General features: G+C 69.1%; 19 protein-coding genes. 7 read left to right on the top strand and 12 right to left on the bottom strand.

What is annotated here, in order from left to right; translation table 11 throughout:
• Positions 1-11: 11 nt before the first annotated feature.
• Positions 12-2,558 carry a phosphoribosyltransferase gene (locus ACGFU7_RS23250; protein WP_393697906.1) on the bottom strand — a complete coding sequence of 849 codons (2,547 nt, stop codon included), beginning with the start codon at positions 2,556-2,558 and terminating at the stop codon, positions 12-14.
• 46 nt (positions 2,559-2,604) lie between these two features.
• Positions 2,605-3,768 (bottom strand): HpcH/HpaI aldolase/citrate lyase family protein, encoded by a 1,164-nt coding sequence (locus ACGFU7_RS23245; RefSeq protein ID WP_393697905.1) that lies wholly within the window; start codon positions 3,766-3,768, stop codon positions 2,605-2,607.
• A gap of 220 nt (positions 3,769-3,988) precedes the next feature.
• On the opposite strand from ACGFU7_RS23245, the gene ACGFU7_RS23240 reads away from it, so the two are divergent.
• Entirely contained in the window at positions 3,989-4,855 is an 867-nt protein-coding gene (locus tag ACGFU7_RS23240) for a TerD family protein (RefSeq protein ID WP_393697904.1), read from the top strand.
• 124 nt (positions 4,856-4,979) lie between these two features.
• Here ACGFU7_RS23240 and ACGFU7_RS23235 read toward each other — a convergent pair whose 3' ends face one another.
• The 6 genes from ACGFU7_RS23235 to ACGFU7_RS23210 all read right to left on the bottom strand — a co-directional run bounded on the left by ACGFU7_RS23235 (position 4,980) and on the right by ACGFU7_RS23210 (position 9,695).
• Positions 4,980-5,714 carry a Tellurium resistance gene (locus ACGFU7_RS23235; RefSeq protein ID WP_393697903.1) on the bottom strand — a complete coding sequence of 245 codons (735 nt, stop codon included), beginning with the start codon at positions 5,712-5,714 and terminating at the stop codon, positions 4,980-4,982.
• A gap of 141 nt (positions 5,715-5,855) precedes the next feature.
• Positions 5,856-7,001, bottom strand: a complete 1,146-nt coding sequence (locus ACGFU7_RS23230; RefSeq protein WP_393697902.1) for a DUF475 domain-containing protein — start codon at positions 6,999-7,001, stop codon at positions 5,856-5,858.
• A gap of 71 nt (positions 7,002-7,072) precedes the next feature.
• On the bottom strand, positions 7,073-7,648 hold the full coding sequence (locus ACGFU7_RS23225; protein ID WP_093895496.1) for a TerD family protein: 576 nt from the start codon (positions 7,646-7,648) through the stop codon (positions 7,073-7,075).
• A 220-nt stretch (positions 7,649-7,868) separates the two neighbouring features.
• A complete protein-coding gene (locus tag ACGFU7_RS23220; RefSeq protein WP_203185949.1) occupies positions 7,869-8,444 on the bottom strand; it encodes a TerD family protein in 576 nt (191 codons plus the stop codon).
• A gap of 147 nt (positions 8,445-8,591) precedes the next feature.
• Positions 8,592-9,050, bottom strand: coding sequence for a peroxiredoxin (locus ACGFU7_RS23215; RefSeq protein WP_093895495.1), 459 nt, complete (start codon positions 9,048-9,050; stop codon positions 8,592-8,594).
• Between the two features lie 207 nt (positions 9,051-9,257).
• The gene (locus ACGFU7_RS23210; protein WP_393697901.1) at positions 9,258-9,695 is read right to left on the bottom strand and encodes a DUF3052 domain-containing protein; all 438 of its coding nucleotides are present in this window, start codon (positions 9,693-9,695) and stop codon (positions 9,258-9,260) included.
• Between the two features lie 468 nt (positions 9,696-10,163).
• On the opposite strand from ACGFU7_RS23210, the gene aceE reads away from it, so the two are divergent.
• Positions 10,164-12,905, top strand: a complete 2,742-nt coding sequence (gene aceE, locus ACGFU7_RS23205; protein WP_393697900.1) for a pyruvate dehydrogenase (acetyl-transferring), homodimeric type — start codon at positions 10,164-10,166, stop codon at positions 12,903-12,905.
• Positions 12,906-12,970: 65 nt separating this feature from the next.
• Here the strand turns inward: aceE and ACGFU7_RS23200 are convergent, their stop codons facing one another.
• Positions 12,971-13,348, bottom strand: coding sequence for a peptidase inhibitor family I36 protein (locus tag ACGFU7_RS23200; RefSeq protein WP_393697899.1), 378 nt, complete (start codon positions 13,346-13,348; stop codon positions 12,971-12,973).
• 197 nt (positions 13,349-13,545) lie between these two features.
• Entirely contained in the window at positions 13,546-15,156 is a 1,611-nt protein-coding gene (locus ACGFU7_RS23195) for an MFS transporter (protein ID WP_393697898.1), read from the bottom strand.
• 117 nt (positions 15,157-15,273) lie between these two features.
• Here ACGFU7_RS23195 and ACGFU7_RS23190 point away from each other — a divergent pair, with 117 nt between their 5' ends.
• The 5 genes from ACGFU7_RS23190 to ACGFU7_RS23170 all read left to right on the top strand — a co-directional run bounded on the left by ACGFU7_RS23190 (position 15,274) and on the right by ACGFU7_RS23170 (position 20,559).
• Positions 15,274-15,945 carry a TetR family transcriptional regulator gene (locus ACGFU7_RS23190; RefSeq protein WP_393697897.1) on the top strand — a complete coding sequence of 224 codons (672 nt, stop codon included), beginning with the start codon at positions 15,274-15,276 and terminating at the stop codon, positions 15,943-15,945.
• A 233-nt stretch (positions 15,946-16,178) separates the two neighbouring features.
• Positions 16,179-17,390, top strand: a complete 1,212-nt coding sequence (locus ACGFU7_RS23185; RefSeq protein ID WP_393697896.1) for an alpha/beta hydrolase — start codon at positions 16,179-16,181, stop codon at positions 17,388-17,390.
• Positions 17,391-17,475: 85 nt separating this feature from the next.
• Entirely contained in the window at positions 17,476-18,432 is a 957-nt protein-coding gene (locus ACGFU7_RS23180) for a DUF4429 domain-containing protein (protein ID WP_393697895.1), read from the top strand.
• A 118-nt stretch (positions 18,433-18,550) separates the two neighbouring features.
• The gene (locus tag ACGFU7_RS23175; RefSeq protein ID WP_393697894.1) at positions 18,551-19,879 is read left to right on the top strand and encodes a sensor histidine kinase; all 1,329 of its coding nucleotides are present in this window, start codon (positions 18,551-18,553) and stop codon (positions 19,877-19,879) included.
• Complete coding sequence (locus ACGFU7_RS23170) at positions 19,876-20,559, top strand: response regulator (RefSeq protein ID WP_393697893.1); 684 nt, start codon at positions 19,876-19,878, stop codon at positions 20,557-20,559. The genes ACGFU7_RS23175 and ACGFU7_RS23170 overlap by 4 nt, the downstream gene beginning before the upstream one ends.
• Before the next feature lie 111 nt (positions 20,560-20,670).
• On the opposite strand, the gene ACGFU7_RS23165 is transcribed toward ACGFU7_RS23170, so the two are convergent.
• Positions 20,671-21,159 carry a hypothetical protein gene (locus ACGFU7_RS23165; protein WP_393697892.1) on the bottom strand — a complete coding sequence of 163 codons (489 nt, stop codon included), beginning with the start codon at positions 21,157-21,159 and terminating at the stop codon, positions 20,671-20,673.
• 212 nt (positions 21,160-21,371) lie between these two features.
• A complete protein-coding gene (locus ACGFU7_RS23160) occupies positions 21,372-22,871 on the bottom strand; it encodes a helix-turn-helix domain-containing protein (RefSeq protein ID WP_393697891.1) in 1,500 nt (499 codons plus the stop codon).
• Positions 22,872-22,907: the final 36 nt, after the last annotated feature.

Raw genomic sequence — 22,907 nt, 5'->3', positions numbered from 1 at the left:
GGTCGGGGTGGTCACTGCGACTCCACCGCCTTGCCGTCCGCGCCCGTCGCACCCCTGGTGTACTTCGGGTGGATCAACCCGACGCAGGTGTACGGAAGTTCGTCGACCTCCTCGACCGGTACGCCTCGCTGCTCGGCGAGCAGACGGATGTGTTCGAGGTCAGCGCCCGCGCCGCGGTTGGCGAGGATCTTCCACGGGACGCGGCGCAGCAGTACGCGGGTCGTCTCGCCGACGCCCGGCTTGACCAGGTTCACATCGTGGATGCCGTACTCCTCGCTGATGCGTTCCACCGCGGCCCAGCCTTCCCAGGTGGGCGCGCGGTCGGCCGCGAGCAGCTCCTTGACCTCGGCGTCCACCGCGTCGACGACCTCGTCGAAGCGGTCGGCGACGGTGTCGAGGAAGTGGCCGGACACATCGGCGTCCGCAAGCTCACGGTAGAACTTCGCGCCGTGGAAGTCGTCGGGGCCGACCAGATCGGAGCGCAGGACGGTCCGCGAAATCAGCCCGGACACGGTGGAGTTGAGGCAGGCGGACGGAATGAGGAAGTCCTCGCGGGTGCCGTAGGTGCGGACGCAGCCGCCCGGGTCGGCCAGGACCGCGATCTCGGGGTTGAAGCCGTCGAACTCGGCGAGCGCCGCGGACAGTTCACGGGTGATCGCCCCCTTGCCCGTCCAGCCGTCGACGAAGACGACATCTGCCGGATCGTGGTGGGCGGCCAGCCAGCGCAGGGCGTTGGCGTCGATGCCGCGGCCCCGCACGATGGAGACGGCGTAGTGCGGCAGATCGAGCCCGTGCCGGTGCCGGGCCCAGCGGCGCATGAGTACGCCTACGGGGGTGCCGGCCCTGGCGAGCGAGACCAGTACGGGGCGGGGGGCGCGTTCGGCGAGGACCGTCTCGGTGACGGTGCCGACGGCGCGGGCGACGCGGGCGGCCGACAGATCCAGCGCCGCCTTGAACAGGCTCTGGTACTGGGCGGACGGCTGGTACTCGACGGGGAGCGACTCGGCGTAGTGCGCGCCACCGCTCTGTATCGCCTCCTCCCGCTCCTCGGTGGGCGCCTCCAGTTCGGTGTCCGAGAGGTCCTGGAGCAGCCAGCCGACTTCGTCCGGCGCATAGGAGGAGAAGGCGGGGCCGCGAAGGGGCTCGGGCAGCATGGGGGGTTCCTGCCGTTCGGAGACGTACGAGGGGGGGCCCGACGGGGCGCGTGAGGCGGCGTACGACGGGACGTACGAGGGGACGACCGCGAGCAGGACGTGGTCGGTGTGCGCGGCGAGCTGCGCCAGCAGGCCTTCGGGGGCGTGGAGTTCGGGGGTGTCGGCGGTGGAGTCGACGATCACGACCACGGCGTCGAAGCCGGCGCCCGCGACGTTGTACGCATACCGGTCACCGGGCCCGTCGGCCGGGTTGTCGTGGGCCGGGAAGACCAGTCGGCTGCGTATCGCATAGCCGGGGTCGTCCACGGCGAGGACGGGGGAACGCGTGGTCGTCGAGTAGCGCACCTCGACGTCGGTGTGGTCCTCCAGGGCCGTGCCCAGGCGGAGGGGGGCGTACATCAGCTCCTCGAAGCCGAGGATCAGTACGCGGCGGGCGTCGCCGAGTGACGCGGCGATGCGGGCGGCCATGGCCGGGAGGGCCGGCTCGAGGGCGGCCCGGTGAGCGGGGGTGAAGCCGTGCCGTCCGCCGTCGGGCGCACCAGCAGGCCACTGGAGGTCCACCCGGGTGAAAGGCCGGCGCCCCGGCTCGACGGCCGCTTCCGCGGTGGCGGCCCCTTCATGCGCGGCGACCAGTGCCCGGCCCTTCTCCAGGACGCCCTCCGGGAGGGTGACCGTGCCCGAGCTCCTCGCCACCAGGTCGACGCGCGCGCCGATCTCCGCAGCGAACTCGGTCAGCCGTCCATGGTCGGCCGGCGACCGCATGTCCACCAGGGCGACGACGACGTACCGGCTCCGCGGGTACCGCTCGTGCAGCGCGCGGATGGTGTTGAGCACGGTGTTGCCCGTGGAGAATTCGTCGTCCACCAGCACCAGCGGCGCGTCGGCGTCCGCGTGTACGTCTGCGACCGTCGGGCCGCACTCGCCCACCAGCAGGTTCGGGTCCTCCGGGAGCAGCAGATGCGAGGTGGCGTGCGAGTGCGACTCCTCGAAGCCGCCCGCCCGCTCCACGCCCTCGACGGGGCGGCGCGTCGAGTGGAGGTACGGCGCCACGCCGAGCCCGTCGGCGACCGCATGGCCGAGACCGGTGGCCGTCTCCGCGTAACCGAGCACGACCGCCCGGCGCGCCTCGGCGTCACCCAGGAGTTCGTGCACCCGGCGGCCGAGCTCGAATCCGACGCCGTACACCACGGAAGGCTTCTGCGGCACATGCTTGCCGAGCACGTTCGACACGAGCAGATGGGCCCGCTTGGGGTTGCGGCGCAGGGCGAGGCCCAGCAGCTCCCTCAGCTCCCTGTCGCCGTCGGGCTTCCCGTCGCCGACGAGCTCGACGCCCAGTCGCTCCGCCACCCAGCTGCCCGACCACACCACGTTCGCCGTCTCTTTCCTTGCCGCGCGCTCGCTCATCGAGACACGCTCGTTCCACGAGGCAGGCTCGTCCCTCGGAGCCCGCTCATTCTGTGAGGCCCGCGGCCAGCAGCTCCACGAAGCCGACGTCTTCCTTCGCCACGCCGAAGACCTCGGCCCGCTGCAGGGTCCGCTCGGCCCAGGCGCGGTGCGGCTTCACTTCATTCATCTTGTTCGTGTACGCGGAGCGCATGACGCCACCGCCACCGCGCTCCGGCCGCAGGATGTCCTGTGCGTCGCAGAACTCCTCGTGGCTGACCACGGACAGTGCATGCACGGGCGCGACATGCGACGGGTGGATGCAGGTCTTGCCGAGCAGGCCGTTGGCCCGGTCCAGCTCGATCTCGCGCAGCAGGCCGTCCAGGTCGTGCTCGATCAGTGCCGTACGCAGTTCCTCGGCCCGGCCCTCCAGGAAGGGGCTGCGGCGCAGCTGTGGTTTGAACATGCGCTCCTGGAGCCGGAAGTACTCCCACACCGGGCCGGTGATCGTGAAGCCGGTGCCGTCCGCCCGGCCCAGCACATTGACCACGTCGGCTATGACGGCGCCGACGATCTGTACGTCGTACGCCGTCATGTCGGGCGCCCTGCGGAGCCCGTAGGCCGAGCAGAAGTCGGTGACGCCGAGCCGCAGCGCGAGCACCCGCTCGCGGTACTTGTTGACCGTGCGGGCGATTCCCTGAAGTGCTTCTCTGCGGGTCTCCAGATGCAGCAGCTCGGGCGATTCGAGAACGGGCATCGCGAACAGGCGCTGCCCACACGCCTTTTCGGCGTTGGCGAGCGCTTCCATGAAGGGCACGCCACGCTCTTCGGTGAACTTGGGAAGTACAAAACCGGACAACAATCGAACGGCCCGGCCGAGCCGGCTCACCAGGCCGACTATCTGGCCCGGTTCCCGGACCCGGATGAAGAGCAGAGGCAGCTCGGAGTCACGCGCGTCGAGGTCGGCGAACTGTCTGACCAGGTTCTCCTCGGCGCCCTCGACCTCGGAGTCATCGATCGAGTCCTCCAGGCACAGCACCATCGAGACGACACCGCGCCCGGCCTGCTTGATGACGTCGTCAGCAAGTCTCGGCCTGGTGGCAGGGCTGTACAGGGTCGCTCCCAGGGCGGCCGAAAGCATGCGGGCCGGCGAGTCCGCACCGAATTCGCGCGGCTCCTGGAAGAACAGACCCTCTCTCGCAGCGGGCGCAATATGCCCGAAATGACGCATGTGATTCCCCCGAACTGCCTGACCGGCCGGACAACGTATGGCCGGTAATAGTACGTACGGACGGGTGTCAACAGTTCCCTACGTGCATGAATTCCGGGTAACTCGTCCATTTCCCGACGGGTCCACGTACTGCGGACGACGTGGTTCCGACGCGCTGCCGAGACATCCGGTGCGACCCCCGCGTTGTCCGCGCAGGCAGCCAGCAGGCAGGATGACGGGCATGACGCACGCGATGGTGAAAGGCTCGAACGTCCCACTGGACACCATGGCCGTACGGGCCGTGCTGTGCTGGACCCCGGGTGCCGGGGTTCCGGATGTGGACGCCTCGGCACTGCTGCTCGGATCCGGTGGCCGCGTGCGCTCGGACGAGGACTTCGTCTTCTACAACCAGCCCCGCCACCCCTCCGGCCTGGTGCGACGGCTGCCGAAGCGCAGCGTCCCCGAGGGGCTGACGGACAGCATCGAGGCCGACCTCAACGCGCTCGACCCCTCGGTCGACCAGGTGGTCATCGCCGCATCCTCCGACGGAGCGGCATTCGCTCAGGTGCGCGATCTGCGCATCCTGCTGTACGACGCGGCATCGGCGGCCGGGGATCCGCTCGCCGTCTTCGATGTGCGGCCGGAGACCGGCGAGGAGACGGCGATCATCTGCGGCGAGCTCTACCGGCGCGGCGATGGCTGGAAATTCCGGGCCGTGGGACAGGGCTATCCGACCGGTCTGGTCGGTCTGGCGACCGCCTTCGGCATCTCGGTCGACGAGGCGGAGGCCGCGGCGGAGCCCGATCCGTCCCCCTCGCCGGTGACGGCGCCCGCTTTCCCGCCGCCCGCGCCCGCGTTTCCGCCCGCACCGGCCCCCGGCCCCGACTCGCAGGCCACGGTCCAGCACCAGCAGCCCGGCTACGGCTACCCGCAGCCCGCGGTGGCCCAGCCGGCTCCGCAGCCCGTTGCACAGCCCGCGTACGGGTATCCGCAGCCTGCCGCCGCCCAGCCCGCCTACGGCTATCCGCAGCCTGCCGCGGCCGCGGCGCCCGCCCCCGACCCGAATTTCGTGCTGCCACCGCAGGGGCCGCAGTTCGTACGGTCCTGACACGGCCATGAGACGGCCGTGGGACGGCCCTGAGCCGTTCGTGGGACGGCGGGCCCCGGGGACGGGGCCCCTTCGCCCCTCAGGTGGCCCTGAACCGCTCACGGTCCGAGCGCGGCCGCTCGGCTCAGGTCCGGGACTTGTAGCCCCGTCCCCACTGCATGCCCCAGCCGTACAGCCGGTCCAGCTCCGACTGAAATCCGTAGACGAACTTCACCTCGCGCCGCACGATCAGCTCGTCCTTGATGTTCTCCACCGTGAACACGGCGCAGGAGCGGGCCTGCGGGGCCCGCTCGTCGAGTTCGATCTCGATCCGCGGGCCGTTGCCCGGGTAGAGCGTCACCTTGGCGTGCGTACGGTCGAAGGCCGGCGTCTGGTCGTAGATGTAGACGAAGAACAGCAGCCGCTTGATCTGGTCGCGCTGGTCGAGATTGACGTAGACGGTCTCGCCCGACGGCGCCCCGAAGCGGTCGTCCCCGCTGAGCCGGATGTACGGCGGCCCGTTCAGGTCGCCGATGAGGTTGCCCAGCGGCTGGACGACGCCCTTGGTGCCGTCCTTCAGCTCGTACATGCAGCCCAGGTCCAGGTCGACGTTGACCACGCCCTGGGTGTGCGCCTGGACCACATCGGGTTTGAAGAGCTTCATGGGCCGCAGCAGCCGGCCGCTCTGCCGCGACCTGCCCTCGATGTCGGACGTACGCATCCGCCAGGAGAGGTTGACCCGCAGATTGCCGGTCAGCGCACCCTGTTTGGTCAGCGAGACCGTGGCGTGCCGCTTGGAGAGCACGATGGAGTTGGTCGACGCGTTGCCCGACTCGAACTGTGCCTCCCGCCTCGGCCACAGGCTGTCCCAGAACGCCATCCCCAACCCCCACACGTATCGGTAGTGCACCGGCCCCGCACACATCACTGCGGGGCGGCCGCCGGGCCGGGCCCGGGTGTTCCCGGAGAACCGTCGCCGTACGGACCGCCCCGCTGAGAGCGTTCCTCAATCCCTACCGGGTCACACCCCGGACGGGACTTCTGCCTTGGAACCCGCGTCGTCGCCCCCGCCTTCGGCCTCCAGCGCCTTGTTGCGCCGGACCGAGGACCAGAAGGACCAGGCGATCAGCACGACGCCGACGAGACCGGTGATGAGCTCGTTGATCTCGTGCTGGATGGTGACGAGGAGGATGACGGCCAGCGCGCCGATGGCGTAGTGGGCGCCGTGCTCCAGGTAGACGTAGTCGTCGAGGGTGCCCTGACGGACCAGGTAGACCGTGAGCGAACGGACGTACATGGCGCCGATACCGAGGCCGAGGGCCATCAGCACGATGTTGTTGGTGATGGCGAAGGCGCCGATGACACCGTCGAACGAGAAGGACGCGTCGAGCACTTCCAGGTAGAGGAACATGAAGAACGCGGCCTTGCCGGAGAGTACGACCGCGGAGACCTTCTTACCGCTCTTCCTGGCCTCCTCCTCGACCTCGTGCTCCCGCTCCTCCTCTTCCTCCAGCTTGTTCTCGAAGAAGCCGGAGAGACCGCCGACGATCAGGTACGTGATCAGACCCGCGACTCCGGCGAGCAGGACGGTCTCCGCCTTGTCCGCGTGGCCGCCGCCGTGCTGGTGCGCGTTCGTCGCGAAGGTCATGGCCGTGATCAGCAGCACGATCAGCGCGATGCAGGCCGACAGCATGTCGACCTTGCCGAGCTTGGCGAGCGGGCGCTCGATCCAGCGCAGCCACTGGATGTCGCGCTCCTCGAAAATGAAGTCGAGGAAGATCATCAGCAGGAACATGCCACCGAAGGCGGCAATCGCCGGGTGGGCGTCCGTGACCAGTTCCTGGTAACGATCGGGCTGGTTGAACGAAAGATCGACCGCTTCGATCGGGCCCAACTTGGCGGTGATGGCCACGATCACGACAGGGAACACCAGCCGCATACCGAAGACCGCGATGAGCACACCGACCGTGAGGAAGATCTTCTGCCAGAAGGCATTCATCTTCTTCAGGATTCCGGCGTTGACCACCGCATTGTCGAAGGACAGCGAGATCTCCAGGACGGAAAGAATCGCCACCACTCCGAAGGCTTCCCACCCCCCGTAGATCACAGCTGCGACCAGGCCGAGCGCGGTAATCGCGAACGACCAGCCGAAGGTTTTCAGAAGCACTGGCTACCCCATCGTGTATGTAACGGGTCTCCCCCGGGTGTGTACGGGGCTCCCCCGCGCCGTGCGCGGCTTTACGAAACGTTGACCCCGAAGTCTAGAGCGATGCCGCGCAGCCCCGACGCGTACCCCTGTCCCACTGCGCGGAACTTCCACTCGCCGTTGTACCGATAGAGCTCGCCGAAGATCATCGCGGTTTCCGTCGAGGCGTCCTCGCTGAGGTCGTAACGCGCGAGTTCCTGGCCGTCCGCCTGGTTCACCACGCGGATGAACGCGTTGCCGACCTGGCCGAAGGTCTGCCCTCGATTGTCCGCCTCATGGATCGAGACCGGGAAAATGATCTTGTCGCAGTGCGCCGGCACCTGGGTGAGGTTCACGATGACCGACTCGTCGTCGCCCTCGCCCTCACCCGTGAGGTTGTCGCCGGTGTGCTCCACGGAGCCGTCGGGGCTCGTGAGGTTGTTGTAGAACACGAACCATTCGTCGCCGAGCACCCGGCCCGACTGGCACAGCAGCGCGCTGGCGTCGAGGTCGAAGTCGGCGCCCGTGGTGGATCGTGCGTCCCAGCCGAGCCCGACCAGCACCTGGGTGAGGTTGGGTGCGGCCTTGGAGAGGGAGACATTGCCTCCCTTGGCGAGCGTGACGCCCATGGTGTGTCCTCCCCGAGTCGATGAACCGTCTGTTGAGCCGTTGAGCCTTGAGCTCTTGAACCGGCCGTTGAGCCGTTCAGCAGCCGGAGCTTGAGCCGTTGAACGGGCTGTCGAACCGGCTGTTGAGCGCGTCCGGCGCCGCACGGGGTGCGGCGCCGGACGGGGTACATGCCGGCGTGGCCCGGGCTGCGCCTCGACGGCTCGGCCCGGTCGCGCCTTCTCAGACGTTGACGCCGAAGTCCTGCGCGATGCCGCGCAGCCCCGAGGCATAGCCCTGACCGATGGCGCGGAACTTCCACTCCGCCCCGTTGCGGTACAGCTCGCCGAAGACCATGGCGGTCTCCGTCGAGGCGTCCTCGCTCAGGTCGTAGCGCGCCAGCTCGGTGTTGTCGGCCTGGTTGACCACGCGGATGTACGCGTTGCGCACCTGGCCGAAGCTCTGCTGGCGGCTCTCGGCCTCATAGATCGAGACCGGGAAGACGATCTTGTCGACATCGGCCGGAACGCCGGCCAGGTTCACCTTGATGACCTCGTCGTCGCCTTCGCCCTCACCGGTGAGGTTGTCACCGGTGTGCTCGACGGAGCCGTCGGGGCTCTTGAGGTTGTTGAAGAAGACGAAGTTGCCGTCGCTGCCGACCTTGCCCTCGGCGTTCGTCAGCAGGGCGCTGGCGTCGAGGTCGAAGTCACCACCGGTGGTGGTACGAGCGTCCCAGCCCAGACCGACGATGACCGCGGTCAGGTTGGGCGCGGCCTTGGTCAGCGAGACGTTGCCGCCCTTGCTGAGGCTGACTCCCACGAGTCCTCCCATTGGTTTCCTTGGGGGCCGGCGGGCGCCGGCGCCTCCATGTTGCGTTGGCATCCGATCAACGAGTGGATCCTAGTGACCGGTTCCCGGCCAAAGCAGGCTTTTGGCCGGGACGCCCACAGATCCACCGGCCGCGGATCAGAGCGTGTCGAGCGCCTTGATGTAGTCGTTGAGGTCGCGCGCGTCGGGCAGACCGTTGACGACGGTCCAGCGCACCACGCCCTCCTTGTCGATGATGAAGGTGCCGCGCACGGCGCAGCCCTTCTCCTCGTCGAAGACGCCGTACGCCCGCGAGGTCTCGCCGTGCGGCCAGAAGTCCGAGACCAGGGGGTACTCCAGCCCTTCCTGCTCGGCGAAGACGCGCAGGGTGTGGATGGAGTCGTTGGAGACGGCGAGCAGCTGCGTGTCGTCGTTCTCGAACTTCGGCAGCTCGTCGCGGAGCGCGCAGAGCTCACCCGTGCAGACGCCGGTGAAGGCGAACGGGTAGAACAGCAGCACGACGTTCTTCTCGCCGCGGAAGTCGGAGAGCTTCACGGTCCGGCCGTGGTTGTCCTTCAGCTCGAAATCCGGGGCCTGGGTGCCGACCTCGATCGCCATGAAACGCGTCCCTTCGCTACGTTCACCGGGCTGGGCTGTCCGGGTGACTCCCACCCTACGCAGCACCCGCAGCAGGCCACGCAGCGCCCGCACGGGGCACCCCGGCGCCCCAGCCGCACGAAGAAGGCGCCCGGCAGCCGTACGAAGAAGGCCCCCGGCGGCTCATGCCGTCGGGGGCCTTCGGGGCGAGTGCGTGGCGAATGCGGTTCAGCGCTTGGCTTTGGCCGCCTTCGGTGTGACCAGACGGCTGCCCGTCCAGTCCTTGCCCGCATTGATGCTCTTGGTCTGGGAGAGACCGGCCGTCTGTGCGGCCTCGTTGATGTCGCTCGGTTCGACGTATCCATCACGGCCGGTCTTCGGCGTCATCAGCCAGACCGCACCGCCGTCCTCGATCAGACCAATGGCATCCACCAGCGCGTCCGTAAGGTCGCCGTCCTCGTCGCGGAACCACAGCAGGACGACGTCTGCGACGTCGTCGTAGTCCTCATCGACGAGTTCCTGGCCGGTAGTGGCCTCAATGCCCTCACGGAGCTCCTGCTCGACGTCGTCGTCGTAGCCGATCTCCTGGACCACCTGTCCGGGCTCGAACCCCAGGCGTGATGCCGGGTTGGTCCGCTCCTCCGCGTGGTCCGCGGTCGCGCTCACGGGTTGCCTCCTGATCATGTTTCGGAAAATGCTTCAGCCACGCGCGTGCGCGGGGCGTTGGCCGTAGTCCACACGGGAGCGGCGGATCGCGCAAGTACCCAGCGTGCGAGACCGCCTAAACGGTGACGTTCCCTGACACGTCGCCGCACTGTCGGCAGGTCCCCGCGGGGGCCGACGCTACCGTCACACCCTTTACGTCCTTCCACAGCTTATGCCGTTTCGGTCCGTCATTCGGAGTCGCACATCCTTTGGGAACGCTTGGACGGGTTGGGCGTATGGTTGCGGTTTGGACCAGCCCATCCCCGCGCTACGGACGCGATGTCTCGCAACACGGCGGTTACCCCTCGGTAGAGATGACGTTTGCGCCCCCGCGGTACACGATGGTGATGGCGTACATGCATACATCCCGGGGGCATGTTCTCCCGTAACCAGGCCCCGTAGAGCAGCACCTAATAGCGAAGGAACAGCGTGGCTTCCGGATCCGATCGCAACCCGATCATCATTGGCGGCCTGCCGAGCCAGGTCCCGGACTTCGATCCCGAAGAGACCCAGGAATGGCTCGACTCGCTCGACGCCGCGGTCGACGAGCGAGGTCGTGAGCGGGCCCGTTACCTGATGCTCCGGCTGATCGAGCGTGCGCGCGAGAAGCGCGTCGCCGTGCCGGAGATGCGCAGTACGGACTACGTGAACACGATCGCCACGAAGGACGAGCCGTTCTTCCCCGGCGACGAGGAGATCGAGCGCAAGGTCCTCAACGCGACCCGCTGGAACGCGGCCGTGATGGTGTCGCGCGCCCAGCGTCCAGGAATCGGTGTCGGCGGCCACATCGCCACCTTCGCCTCCTCCGCCTCGCTGTACGACGTGGGCTTCAACCACTTCTTCCGGGGCAAGGACGACGGCCTGGGCGGCGACCAGATCTTCTTCCAGGGGCACGCGTCCCCGGGTATCTACGCCCGCGCCTTCCTGCTCGACCGGCTGAGCGAGGCGCAGCTCGACGCCTTCCGCCAGGAGAAGTCGAAGGCGCCGAACGGCCTGTCCAGCTACCCGCACCCGCGGCTGATGCCGGACTTCTGGGAGTTCCCGACCGTCTCGATGGGCCTCGGCCCGCTCGGCGCGATCTACCAGGCCCGGATGAACCGCTACATGGAGGCGCGCGGCATCGCCGACACCTCCCAGTCGCATGTGTGGGCGTACCTGGGCGACGGCGAGATGGACGAGCCCGAGTCGCTGGGCCAGCTCTCCATCGCCGCCCGTGAGGGCCTGGACAACCTGACGTTCGTGGTCAACTGCAACCTGCAGCGCCTCGACGGCCCGGTGCGCGGCAACGGCAAGATCATCCAGGAGCTGGAGTCGCAGTTCCGCGGCGCCGGATGGAATGTCATCAAGCTGGTCTGGGACCGCTCCTGGGACCCGCTGCTCGCGCAGGACCGCACGGGCATCCTGGTCAACAAGCTGAACACCACACCGGACGGCCAGTTCCAGACGTACGCCACCGAGTCCGGCGCGTACATCCGTGAGCACTTCTTCGGGGACGACCCGCGGCTGCGCGACATGGTCAAGGACATGACCGACGACCAGATCCTGCACCTGGGCCGCGGCGGTCACGACCACAAGAAGGTCTACGCGGCCTATGCGGCGGCCAAGGCTCACAAGGGCCAGCCGACGGTGATCCTGGCGCAGACGGTCAAGGGCTGGACGCTGGGGCCGAACTTCGAGGGCCGCAACGCGACCCACCAGATGAAGAAGCTCACGGTCGAGGACCTCAAGAGGTTCCGCGACCGGCTGCACATCCCGATCACGGACAAGCAGCTGGACGAGGGCTACCCGCCCTACTACCACCCGGGCCGCGACTCGGAGGAGATCCAGTACATGCACGACCGCCGCAAGGGGCTGGGCGGTTACGTCCCGACCCGTGTGGTGCGCGCGAAGCCGCTGGTCCTCCCCGAGGACAAGACGTACGCGACCGCGAAGAAGGGTTCGGGCCAGCAGTCGATCGCCACCACCATGGCGTTCGTCCGCATCCTGAAGGACCTCATGCGGGACAAGGAGATCGGCAGGCGCTTCGTGCTGATCGCGCCCGATGAGTACCGCACCTTCGGCATGGACGCTTTCTTCCCGAGCGCGAAGATCTACAACCCGCTGGGTCAGCAGTACGAGGCGGTGGACCGCGATCTGCTGCTCGCGTACAAGGAGTCGCCGACCGGACAGATGCTGCACGACGGCATCTCCGAGGCCGGCTGCACGGCCTCGCTGATCGCCGCCGGTTCGGCGTACGCCACGCACGGCGAGCCGCTGATCCCGGTGTACGTCTTCTACTCGATGTTCGGTTTCCAGCGCACCGGTGACCAGTTCTGGCAGATGGCCGACCAGCTCGCGCGCGGCTTCGTGCTGGGTGCGACCGCCGGTCGTACGACTCTGACCGGTGAGGGTCTCCAGCACGCGGACGGCCACTCGCAGCTGCTCGCCTCGACCAACCCGGGCTGTGTCGCGTACGACCCGGCCTTCAGCTACGAGATCGCGCACATCGTCAAGGACGGTCTGCGGCGGATGTACGGCGGGACCCCCGACGAGAACGAGGACGTCTTCTACTACCTCACCGTCTACAACGAGCCGATCCAGCACCCGGCCGAGCCCGAGAACGTGGATGTCGAAGGCATCCTCAAGGGCGTGTACCGCTACAAGAGCGCCGAGCGGGGCGAGATCCCGGCCCAGATCATGGCGTCCGGTGTGGCGGTCCCGTGGGCGGTGGAGGCGCAGCGCATCCTCGCCGACGAGTGGAACGTCCGGGCGGACGTCTGGTCGGCGACCTCCTGGAACGAGCTGCGCCGCGAGGCCGTGGACGTGGAGCGGTACAACCTGCTGCACCCGGAGGAGGAGCAGCGCGTCCCGTACGTCACGCGGAAGCTCTCCGGCTCCGAGGGCCCGTTCGTGGCGGTCTCGGACTGGATGCGTTCCGTACCGGACCAGATCGCGCGCTGGGTGCCCGGTGCGTACCAGTCGCTGGGTGCGGACGGCTTCGGCTTCGCCGACACCCGTGGTGCGGCCCGCCGGTTCTTCCACATCGACGCGCAGTCGATCGTCCTCGGGGTGCTCACCGAGCTCGCGAAGGAGGGCCGGATCGACCGTTCGCTGCTGAAGACGGCGATCGACCGGTACGAGCTGCTGGATGTGACCGCGGCCGCCCCGGGCGCGGCCGGCGGCGACGCGTAAGCACGACGAACCACGACCGAAGGGCGGCGGGACCTCCTGGTCCCGCCGCCCTTCGGTGTATCCGGTCAGTTCTCCCAGACCTTGAAGGCCCTGACCTGGTACGGGGACTGGGGCACCCAGGTGCCGCCGCCCGGATAGGTCTCGAACTCACCGGTCTCGGCGCACTCCGCGGACTGGTACGTGGTGACGGGGCGGCCGGTGCGGTTGACGAGCGCCTGGACCTTGCTGCCCGCCGGCAGCGGGACACAGCTCTCGATGGCGATCGTGGACAGCTCATGGATCTGCCGGGCGCCGGTGAAGTCCGGCTTCTCCCAGAGACAGAGCTGACCGCTTCCGCAGGCCCCGGGCCGGGCGGGTGCGGAGTGGGCCTCGGCCTGCGGAATCAGGGCGGTGGCGGCCAGGACAGTGGCAGCCAGGGCGGTGGCAAGAACGGTCGTACGCATGGAAATCGACCCCCGTGGTGGTGCGAATCAGTTGCACGCACCCTGACCTGCGGGGCAACTCCTGGGGAAGGGGCTGCGGGCCACGCCACCCGGATAGGTGTTTTGACGCCGTGCCCTCACACACAATCGCCGGACGCGCTTGAATTCAAGCCCGTCCGGCGATTGAGGACAGCACACGGCCAGGGGCCGGACAGGTCCTAGATGTGACCCGCGCCCGCGCCGGCCTCGGCGTTCGCACCGCGCTTGGTGAGCGTGGCGACCAGCGCGGCGACCACCGCGACGATGCCGGCCACCATGAACGCCGTGCTCATGCCCGACACGAACGTGTCATGGGCGACACCCGCGATCTGCGCCGCGACCTCCGGCGGAGTGTTGCCGTCCATCGGCGGTACGCCGACCTCGACGGCCGAGGACGCAGCATCCAGCTGCTCCGGCGTAAGGGACGGGAGCTTCGCGGCCGTCCAGTTGTCGGCCAGCTTCGAGTCGACCTGGGAGGCCATGACCGCGCCCAGCACCGCCGTGCCGAGGCTGCCGCCGACCTGCATGGCGGCCTGCTGCAGACCGCCCGCGACACCGGAGAGCTCCATCGGGGCGTTGCCGACGATGACCTCGGTGGCGCCGACCATCACCGGGGCGAGGCCGAGGCCGAGCAGACCGAACCAGATCGACATGGTCAGGGTGCCGGTGCCGATGGTCAGCTGGGACATGCCGAACATGGCGACCGCCGTGCACACCATGCCGCCGACCAGCGGAACCCGCGGGCCGAACTTGGTGATCATGAAGCCCGCGAGCGGCGAGGCGACGATCATCATCCCGGTCAGCGGCAGCAGGTGCAGACCACTGTCGACGGGGCTCAGACCGTGCACGTTCTGGAGGTAGAAGGTGACGAAGAACAGTCCGCCCATGAAGGCGAAGGCCATCAGCACCATCAGGACGGCGCCCGCGGACAGCGGCACGGACCGGAACATCGCCAGCGGGATCAGCGGCTCCCTGACGTTCTTCTGGGAGAAGGCGAAGACCACGAACAGGGCCACGGCGGCGCCCAGGAAGCCGAGCGTCTTGTAGTCGCCCCAGCCCCACTCGGAGCCCTTGATGAGCGCCCAGATCAGGCAGAACATCGCCTGCGACAGCAGCACGATGCCGCCGATGTCGAAGGAGCGAGGCGCGTTCTCGGCGCGGTGGTCCTTGAGGATCACCAGGCCCAGCAGGAGCGCGATCACACCGACCGGCACGTTGATGAAGAAGACGGACTGCCAGCTGACGTGCTCGACGAGCACACCGCCGAGGATCGGGCCGCCCGCGGTCGAGGCGCCGATCACCATGCCCCAGATGCCGATCGCCATGTTCAGCTTCTCGGCCGGGAAGGTGGCGCGCAGCAGGCCGAGCGCGGCGGGCATCAGCAGGGCGCCGAAGAGGCCCTGGAGCACCCGGAACACGATCACCAGGGCGACGCTGTCGGAGAGGCCGATGGCCCCCGATGCCGCGGCGAAGCCGACGACACCTATGAGGAAGGTCTGGCGGTGACCGAAACGGTCACCGAGCTTGCCCGCGGTGATCAGGGAGACCGCGAGGGCGAGCATGTAGCCGTTGGTGATCCACTGGACGTCGGCGAGCGAGGCGCCCAGGTCCTGCTGGATGGCGGGGTTGGCGATCGCGACGATCGTGCCGTCGAGCGCGACCATCATCACGCCGATGGCCACGGAGAAGAGCGTCAGCCAGGGGTGGCCGCGCAGCCCCTTGGCAGGTGCGGGCCCGGCGGTGTCCTGCGGCTCCCGCGACGCCTTTTCTACGGTGGTCTGACTAGTCATGTCCGCGAGATTAGTGTCAGTCACTGACAGTTGACAAACCATTTCACAAGTCGGTAACTGTCACGCAGCTCACAGGTACGCTGAGCTGGACAAAGCAGGAGAAAGAGGATCAGTTCAGTGACCGATGGGCAGCGAGCCGTGCATCCGACCGGACTGCGCGAACGGAAGAAGCGACGCACCCGGGACGCCCTGCTGCACGCCGCCCTCGATCTTTTCACCACCCAGGGGTACGAGGAGACCACCGTCGACGAGATCGTCGACGCCGTCGAGGTCTCCCAGCGCACCTTCTTCCGCTACTTCGCCAGCAAGGAGGAGGCCGCCTTCGCCATCCAGGAGATGGTGGAGTCGCGCTTCCTCTCGGAGCTGCGCCGGCGCCCCGCCGCGGAAGCGCCGTTCGAGGCGATGCGCAGCGCGGTCCTCTGCGCCTGGAACAGTATCGGGGAGGCGATCGAGGCGATCGTCACGGTCGAACTCCATATGCGTACCTATCAGATGATCGAGTCGACGCCGTCGCTGCTCGCCGTCCACCTGCGGCGCAGCATGGATCTGGAGAACCAGATCGCGCTGCTGATCGCCGAGCGCGAGGGGCTCGACGTGGAGACGGATCCGCGGCCGAGGGTCGCCGTGGCCGCGTTCTCCGGGGTGATGCGGGTGACCGGGCAGCTCTGGGGGCACGGGCGGGACACCAGCGTGGACTCGTTGCGCGCACTGACCGAGGTGTACCTGGACCAGCTCGGACCGGCACTGGCCGGGAACTGGCGGGCGGGGGCCGGCGCCGGGCTCGGGTAGCGCCATGGAAACTCCGTCCGATTGTGCCGCACGCCTCACTGCCGCGGCATGACCGACTTCACAACAGCCGTGCCCCGATGGCCATATGCGACGCTCCGGGGGCATCCTGCGCGCCCGAGTGTGCGCGTCGCACCAACACAGCGTGAAATGAATGCCCTTGAATTCCCGACAGCCGGGTGATGTGCGTCACCCTCTTCACGGCTGCCGTCGCGCGTCTCCTAATGTGGGTCGAAGTGACTTCCTTCGACTCCTCCCCCACGCTCACCGCATGGCGCGCGCTGCTCGCCGTCGCGGTTGTGTTCGTGATGCTGGCGACCACGGGCTGGACCGCCGTACGTCACCAGCACTCCGACGAGCCACGCACCCTCGCACTCGCCTCCTGGGCACGGGGCCACGTAGCGGGTCATGCGCTGCCGGACGCCGACGCACCGGCGCACCGGCTGGCGCAGTTCTTCGCCACGCTCACGGCCGCGCAGCGCACCGGTCTTGCCGACAAGTACCCCTTGGTCGTGGGCAATCTGAACGGCGCCCCGGTCACCCTGCGCTACCACGCCAACCGGCTGGCCCTGGTGCAGGCGCGGACGGTCGAGCGGCAGCGCATGCACGACTCCAGGCTCTCCCCCGACGGCCGCGCCGAGGCGCTCCGCCGGATGGAGCGCTTCCAGTCGATGCTTGCCAAGGGACGGCACATCCTCGCCTTCGACCCGTCCGGAAAGGGCCGCGCCGCAGAGGTGTTCGGTGATCTCGACCGGGCCGAACGGGTCTCCGTGATCGTCCCCGGCGTCGACACCAACCTGCTGACGCTGGAGCGGCCCGCCCCCAAGGTGAACGCCGCCCCGGTCGGTATGGCGAAGTCGCTGTACGCGGCGGAGCGGGCCGCGCACCCCGGCACCCGTACCGCCGTCATCGCCTGGGCCGACTACACCACGCCCGCCGGAATCGGCATGGACGCGGCCCTGGGGAACCTCGCCGAGCGCGGGGCGGTGCGGCTGAACGCCCTGGTGGGCGCGCTGCCCGGGAACGCCCCGGTCTCGCTGTTCTGCCACAGCTACGGTTCGGTGCTGTGCGGTGTCGCCGCCCATGAACTGCCCTCCAAGGTCGCCGACATCGCGGTCGCGGGCAGCCCCGGCATGCGGGTGGAGAACGCCGGGCAGCTGCACACCGGGGCCAGGGTGTGGGCGATGCGGGACCACGACGACTGGATCGAGGACGTACCGAACCTGGAGCTCGGCGGCCTCGGGCACGGGGCCGATCCGGTCGACCCGGGCTTCGGCGCACGCATCGTCTCGGCGGGCGGCGCGGTCGGACACAGTGGCTATTTCGAGCCGGGCACCGAGAGCCTCAGCAACTTCGCCGCGATCGGTGTGGGGGCCTACGGCTCGGTGAACTGTGCGAGCTCCGACAGCGCCTGCCACGACGGAGTCACCGGCAGCCAGGGGATCTGACGGGGGCGGCGGGCCGCAGCCGGCCGCATATCGGGACTTACGCCGAAGGGGGACGTGCGGGCAAGTGCCGCATACGATGAGGCACATGGGTGATGTGCTGGCCGGAATTCATGCCACCTGGGAGTTCGACACCGACTCCGTGCTCATCCGCTTCGAACGGGGAATACGCACGCCGAAGCTCTTCCAGAGCCTGCGTGAGCGCCGCGTCCCGCACGCGGCGCTGTCGTCGGTGACGCTGACCCCGGGCAAGCGGGGCACGGTGGTCCTGCATGCGGTGCCGAGACCCGGTGCCGACCCGCTGCTGGAGGCTGCGGCCGGGCAGCTGAAGGACGGCTGCGATCCGTACCGGCTGGTGCTCCCCGCCGAGCGCGAGACGCTCGCCGAGTACTACGCGGACGAACTGCGCGCCCTGCTCGGTCCCGACGCCGCGGAGCCCGCCGACCGGTTCCTGGTCGCGGCCCCCGAGGCGCCGATGCAGTTCAAGGCGTACGACGGCCGGGCCGGCTTCGACGGGGACCGGATCTCCTTCCGCTGGTTCTGGACGGGCGCCTCCACGGCGAAGTGGAAGGCCGGCGACCAGACGTTCCCGGTGACGGAGCTGAGCGGCGTCGAGTGGCGCTCGCCGGAGGCCTTCGACGGCTATCTACGGCTGGTGCCAAGGGGCCTGGAGGGTGCGGTTCCTGGGCCGGGCCCGGACACCGGCCCCGGCATGGTCACGAGGCTCGGTACGGGCGCGGTGCAGGGCGCGCCGCCGATGGCGCCTCGCCCCACCCGGGCCGATCAGGACCCGGCTGCGGTGGTCTTCGGCCTGGGCTACGGACCGGTGCACGAGTCGCTGCCGTTCGCCGCGGCCGTACTGGAATCCGTACGCAGGAAGCACTCGGCTCCCGCCGCGCCGGCCGCCGTACTGGCAGGCGCGGGGCGGCGCGATCCCGCGGACATCGCGGAGCGGATCCGGCACCTCGGGGAACTGCACCAGGCGGGTCTGGTGACGGACGACGAGTTCCGCGCGAAGAAGACCCAGCTGCTCGCCGAGCTGTAGGTGTGCGGCGGGCCGGTGTCCGGCCCGCCTGTAGTACTCCCGTACGAGAAGCACGGCAGCGAACCGAAACCCCGGTATGACGCCACCGGGCCGGTCCACTCCCTACGCTGATCAGGCCATGTCCACTTCCCCGCCGAACGGGCCGCCGCCCGCACCGCCCGCCGCCGACGGCCTGGTGAGCGCCGCCCGGCGCAATCTGCGCGAGATCGCTCACGGGCTCTCCCACCCGTCCCATCCCCCGGTGCCGCCGCTCGCGGACGCGCCCAAGCGGTGGCGGCGGCTGCTGCCGTACGCGGTCGTCCTGGCCCTCGCGGCGATCTTCCTCCCGGTCACGATCAATGCGCTGACCAACGAATACGGTGTGGTCGACGGGCTCGCGGGCTTGCTGGCCGTCGCCCAGACGGTGCCGCTGCTGATGCTGGCGCACCGCCCGTTGCAGGCGTGGTGGATCATCTTTCCCTCCGACATCCTGGGGGCGCTGGTACTGCTCGGGTACCCGTCCCAGCCGATGGGTGTCTGGCCGTGGCCGCCGCCCACGCTGCTCTGCTACCTCGTCCTGATGCTGGCGGTGGCCCTGCGCGAGACCCGGCGGACCGCGGTCTCCGTCTGGGCGCTGACGGCCGCCGCCAGCCTGGTCCTGCACCTGATCGCCACGGACCGCAGCACCGCGGGGCTGCTCCCGGCATTCGGCGCAGTGGTCATGGTGATCGGTGCGGTGATACGGGAACGGGGCGACGCACAGCGCCGGCTCGCCGAGCAGGAGACCATCAGCGAGGCCGAGCGGGCGCAGCGGACGCTGCTGGAGGAGCGCACCAGGATCGCCCGTGAGCTGCACGACGTGGTCGCGCACCACATGTCCGTGATCACGGTCCAGGCCGACTCCGCGCCCTACCGGATCAGCGGGCTTCCCGAGCAGGCGCGCGAGGAGTTCGGTGCGATCGCGGCGAGCGCGCGGGAGTCCCTCGCGGAGATGCGACGGCTGCTGACGGTGCTGCGCAGCGAGGGCACGGAGGGCGAACGGGCGCCGCAGCCGGGGCTCGACCGGGTGCAGCAGCTGGTGGAGGCGACGGTACGGACGGGGCTGCCTGCCGAACTGTCACTGACCGCCGGTCTGCCGGACGTACCGCAGGCGGTGGATCTGTCGGCGTACCGGATCGTGCAGGAGGCCCTGGCGAACGTGGTCCGGCACGCGCCCGGAGCGCGGACCCGGGTTTCGGTCACGTCCGACGGCGAGCACCTGACCGTGCTGGTGGTCAACGACCGGGCGGAGCAGCCCGGTTCACCGCTGGAGACGACCGGCACCGGGCACGGCCTGGTCGGTATGCGGGAACGCGTACGGTTGACCGGCGGCACGCTGGACACCGGTCCGCTGCCCGACGGCGGCTTCCGGGTGGCCGCGCGGCTGCCCCTCGCCCCCGTTCCGCCCCCGACCTCGGAGGACTCTTGACCATCCGCGTGATCATCGTCGACGACCAGGCCATGGTGCGGGCGGGGTTCGCGGCGCTGCTGGCGGCGCAGAGCGACATCGACGTGGTCGGTGAGGCACCGGACGGGCGCCAGGGCATCGACGTCAGCCGGAGTGTCCACCCTGACGTGGTCCTGATGGATGTCCGGATGCCCGAGATGGACGGTCTGGCGGCGGCCCGCGAGCTGCTGAACCCGCCGACGGGGGTGGCGCACCGGCCCAAGGTGCTGATGCTCACCACATTCGACGTGGACGACTACGTGTACGAGGCGCTGCGCGCCGGGGCGTCCGGCTTCCTGCTGAAGGACGCGCCGCCGGCGGATCTGATCTCGGCGGTACGGGTGGTCGCGGCGGGCGAGGCGCTGCTCGCGCCGTCCGTGACGCGCCGCCTGATCGCGGACTTCGCCCGGCAGGGCCCGACCGGGGCCACCCGGAGCGGCCAGTCGCTGCGGCTGAACGGGCTGACTCCGCGCGAGACGGAGGTGCTTGAGCTGATCGCGCGGGGCCTGTCCAACCAGGAGATCGCGGGGAAGCTGGTGCTGGCCGAGCAGACGGTGAAGACACACATAGGCCGGGTACTGGCCAAGCTGGACCTGCGGGACCGGGCACAGGCAGTGATCTTCGCGTACGAGGCGGGGGTGGTGGTGCCGGGCGAGGGGTGAGGTCGGCCCTTCCCCTGCCTGCCCCCCTCCCGGAGACCGAAGGGTCCGCCGCCACCGGGCAGCGGACCCGTTCACCCCGGACTACCGGGGCACTCCGCTACCGGAATGCGTCTACCCCTTGGGGTTGGTGTGCCACTTGCCCTCGACGCAGGTGTCGTCCCCGAACACGACGTCGTCCTTGCAGACCACTACGCGGGCCTTCTTCACATTGAATGTGTCCGTGTAGCCGGGGAACGTGAAGGTCTTGCCCTTACCGACGCAGTCCGAGTTGTAGTTCCAGGCCCGGCTTTTCCCGGTGGTGATCGAGTTGCCCCACATGCCCCCCTTGAACTGCATGAACGCGAACACGTCTTTACCGCTACACCTCTGGTCGTTGACGTAGACCTTGACCTTTCCGGTCTTGCCGGCGCCCGTCCACTTCCACGTGGCGTGTGCATAGCCGAAGTCCGCGTTGGCCTTCGACGAGCCGCTGGTGCTGAGGATCTGCGCGTTCGACGCGGCATCCGCATCCGCCTGAGCGGCCGTGGCCGTGACGCCGCCTGCGGCGAGCAGTGCGGCGGCCCCCATGGCGATGAGTGTGGTCTTCGTCCTGAACATCATTTCTCTCCGTTCTGCATCTGCCCCCGTGGGCCGATGCTGTGCAGTACGGGCTGTTCAGAACGAGTGGAGCACGCCTCCCAGGAGGCCAGAAGGCCCGATTTGTGTGCACGCTGCCCAATTTCCGCACGTGCGCTGTGCACGCTGCGCAACCCGGGGCCCAGGCAGGGCGCGATGCACACCCCGGGTCCCGGCCGACTGCGCACGGTGCACGGTCAGAGCGGGGTATCGCCCGAGAGATGGAGTGCGTAGACGAGGTCATGGACCCCCGAGCCCGAGCTCAGCAGATCCCGCGTCAGCCGGCGTTCGGCGGTGCGGAGATGTGCCGCAACAGTGGTCCGGCTGCACCCCAGGCGGCGTGCGGCCTGCTGGGCGTCGGCGTTGGTGTCGATCCAGGTACGCAGGGTGTGACGCACAGGGTCGTACCGGGAGTCCCGAAGAGGCTCCAGGAAGGTACTGCCCCACTCCGCCGCGGGGCGCGTGCGCAGCAGCTCTTCCAGAGCGGGTGGGTCCGCCTGTGCGGGAGTGAGCCAGACTTCCCGGTGGAGGCCCGCAACACCCAGGGCCAGGGCCAGAGTTGCCCGGCAGCGGACATCGCGGAGGTCGAGGCCGAGTGCCGACTGTGCACGGTCGAGGTGGGCGGCGACCGTATTGCGGCTGACGTTCAGCATGCGTGCCACACCCGTGCGGTGAAAGTGCAACGCGAAACGGGTGATCTCGGCGGTGAGCTCCGGTAAGCCGTTCAACGGTCCGAGGACGGAGCCGGCCCACTCGATGGCCTCCGTCCGGGGCAGCAGCCGCTCCAGGGGCTCCTGGCCATGGTAACCGGCCACCCGCCCGGTGGTGTTGGACGCCACGGCCAGAGCGTGCCGGGCCTGCCCGTATGCCTCGGCCGTCGCGGGGAGCGGGTGGGTGCCGCTGATGCCCAGCGTGTAACCGGGGTTGTCCGCGACGAGGTCACGGAGCACCGCGGCCAGGCCGTCGGCGGCTTCGGCGCCACCCCCCTCCCGGTCGGCGATCATGCAGACGAGGTGGTCGTCGTACACAGGACATCGCACCATCAGACCGTCGCCGTGGTATCCCGACGGATCCTGGTAGGCCTGGGCGATCCGCTCACGGTCGCCCTTCCCGCACCGCAGGATATGGACGCGCAGACGGTCGTGGTCCAGCAGCTCGGGGACGGCGCCGGTCGTCATGCGGCGGGCCAGAAGGGGATCCCCCGCCTGAAGGGCCATGATGACGCCCACCCGCAGCTGGTGTGCCTTCTGCTGGTAGCTGCGGATCACCCGGTCGGATTCCCGGGCGCGGCGCAGGACCGCGATGATGCCGCCCGTGTGGGAAGCCAGGGCTGCGGCCTGGCGTGTCAGCGGGATGGGGCTGACCAGCACGAGCACCCGGCGCGGCAGCTCCGCGCCGACCGCTTCGAGCCGTACGTGCGCCGTCCCGACGTCCATGGCCGCCGAGGCCACCCGCCCGGTGGCCAGCCGGGTGAGCATCGGTTCGAGGTGTCCCAGAACGCGCCCGGAGAATCCGGACGTCGACAACTCCACCGACTTCAGAGAGCCGTTGACGATCGCCATTTCCGCGCCGAGCTCACGGGGAAGCCATTCGGCGATCGCCTGGAGATCGGCATCCGGATTCCAGGCCGTCTGCCCGACCAGGGACAGGAACTCGTCGAGCCGCTCGGCGGGCCGAAGTGCCTTGGGGTCCGTCATGCTCGGATTCCTCCTGTGCCGCCCCAAGGGCTGAAC

The organism is Streptomyces sp. NPDC048473, assembly GCF_043200155.1.
Classification (GTDB): Bacteria; Actinomycetota; Actinomycetes; order Streptomycetales; family Streptomycetaceae; genus Streptomyces.
This window is presented reverse-complemented; position numbering and strand designations above follow the sequence as displayed.

Coding starts and splice junctions, on each gene's coding strand:
- ACGFU7_RS23250 (WP_393697906.1), bottom strand. CDS start 2,558: ATGAGCGAGCGCGCGGCAAGGAAAGAGACGGCGAACGTGGTGTGGTCG.
- ACGFU7_RS23245 (WP_393697905.1), bottom strand. CDS start 3,768: ATGCGTCATTTCGGGCATATTGCGCCCGCTGCGAGAGAGGGTCTGTTC.
- ACGFU7_RS23240 (WP_393697904.1), top strand. CDS start 3,989: ATGACGCACGCGATGGTGAAAGGCTCGAACGTCCCACTGGACACCATG.
- ACGFU7_RS23235 (WP_393697903.1), bottom strand. CDS start 5,714: ATGGCGTTCTGGGACAGCCTGTGGCCGAGGCGGGAGGCACAGTTCGAG.
- ACGFU7_RS23225 (WP_093895496.1), bottom strand. CDS start 7,648: ATGGGCGTCACGCTCGCCAAGGGAGGCAATGTCTCCCTCTCCAAGGCC.
- ACGFU7_RS23215 (WP_093895495.1), bottom strand. CDS start 9,050: ATGGCGATCGAGGTCGGCACCCAGGCCCCGGATTTCGAGCTGAAGGAC.
- ACGFU7_RS23200 (WP_393697899.1), bottom strand. CDS start 13,348: ATGCGTACGACCGTTCTTGCCACCGCCCTGGCTGCCACTGTCCTGGCC.
- ACGFU7_RS23195 (WP_393697898.1), bottom strand. CDS start 15,156: ATGACTAGTCAGACCACCGTAGAAAAGGCGTCGCGGGAGCCGCAGGAC.
- ACGFU7_RS23180 (WP_393697895.1), top strand. CDS start 17,476: ATGGGTGATGTGCTGGCCGGAATTCATGCCACCTGGGAGTTCGACACC.
- ACGFU7_RS23175 (WP_393697894.1), top strand. CDS start 18,551: ATGTCCACTTCCCCGCCGAACGGGCCGCCGCCCGCACCGCCCGCCGCC.
- ACGFU7_RS23165 (WP_393697892.1), bottom strand. CDS start 21,159: ATGATGTTCAGGACGAAGACCACACTCATCGCCATGGGGGCCGCCGCA.
- ACGFU7_RS23160 (WP_393697891.1), bottom strand. CDS start 22,871: ATGACGGACCCCAAGGCACTTCGGCCCGCCGAGCGGCTCGACGAGTTC.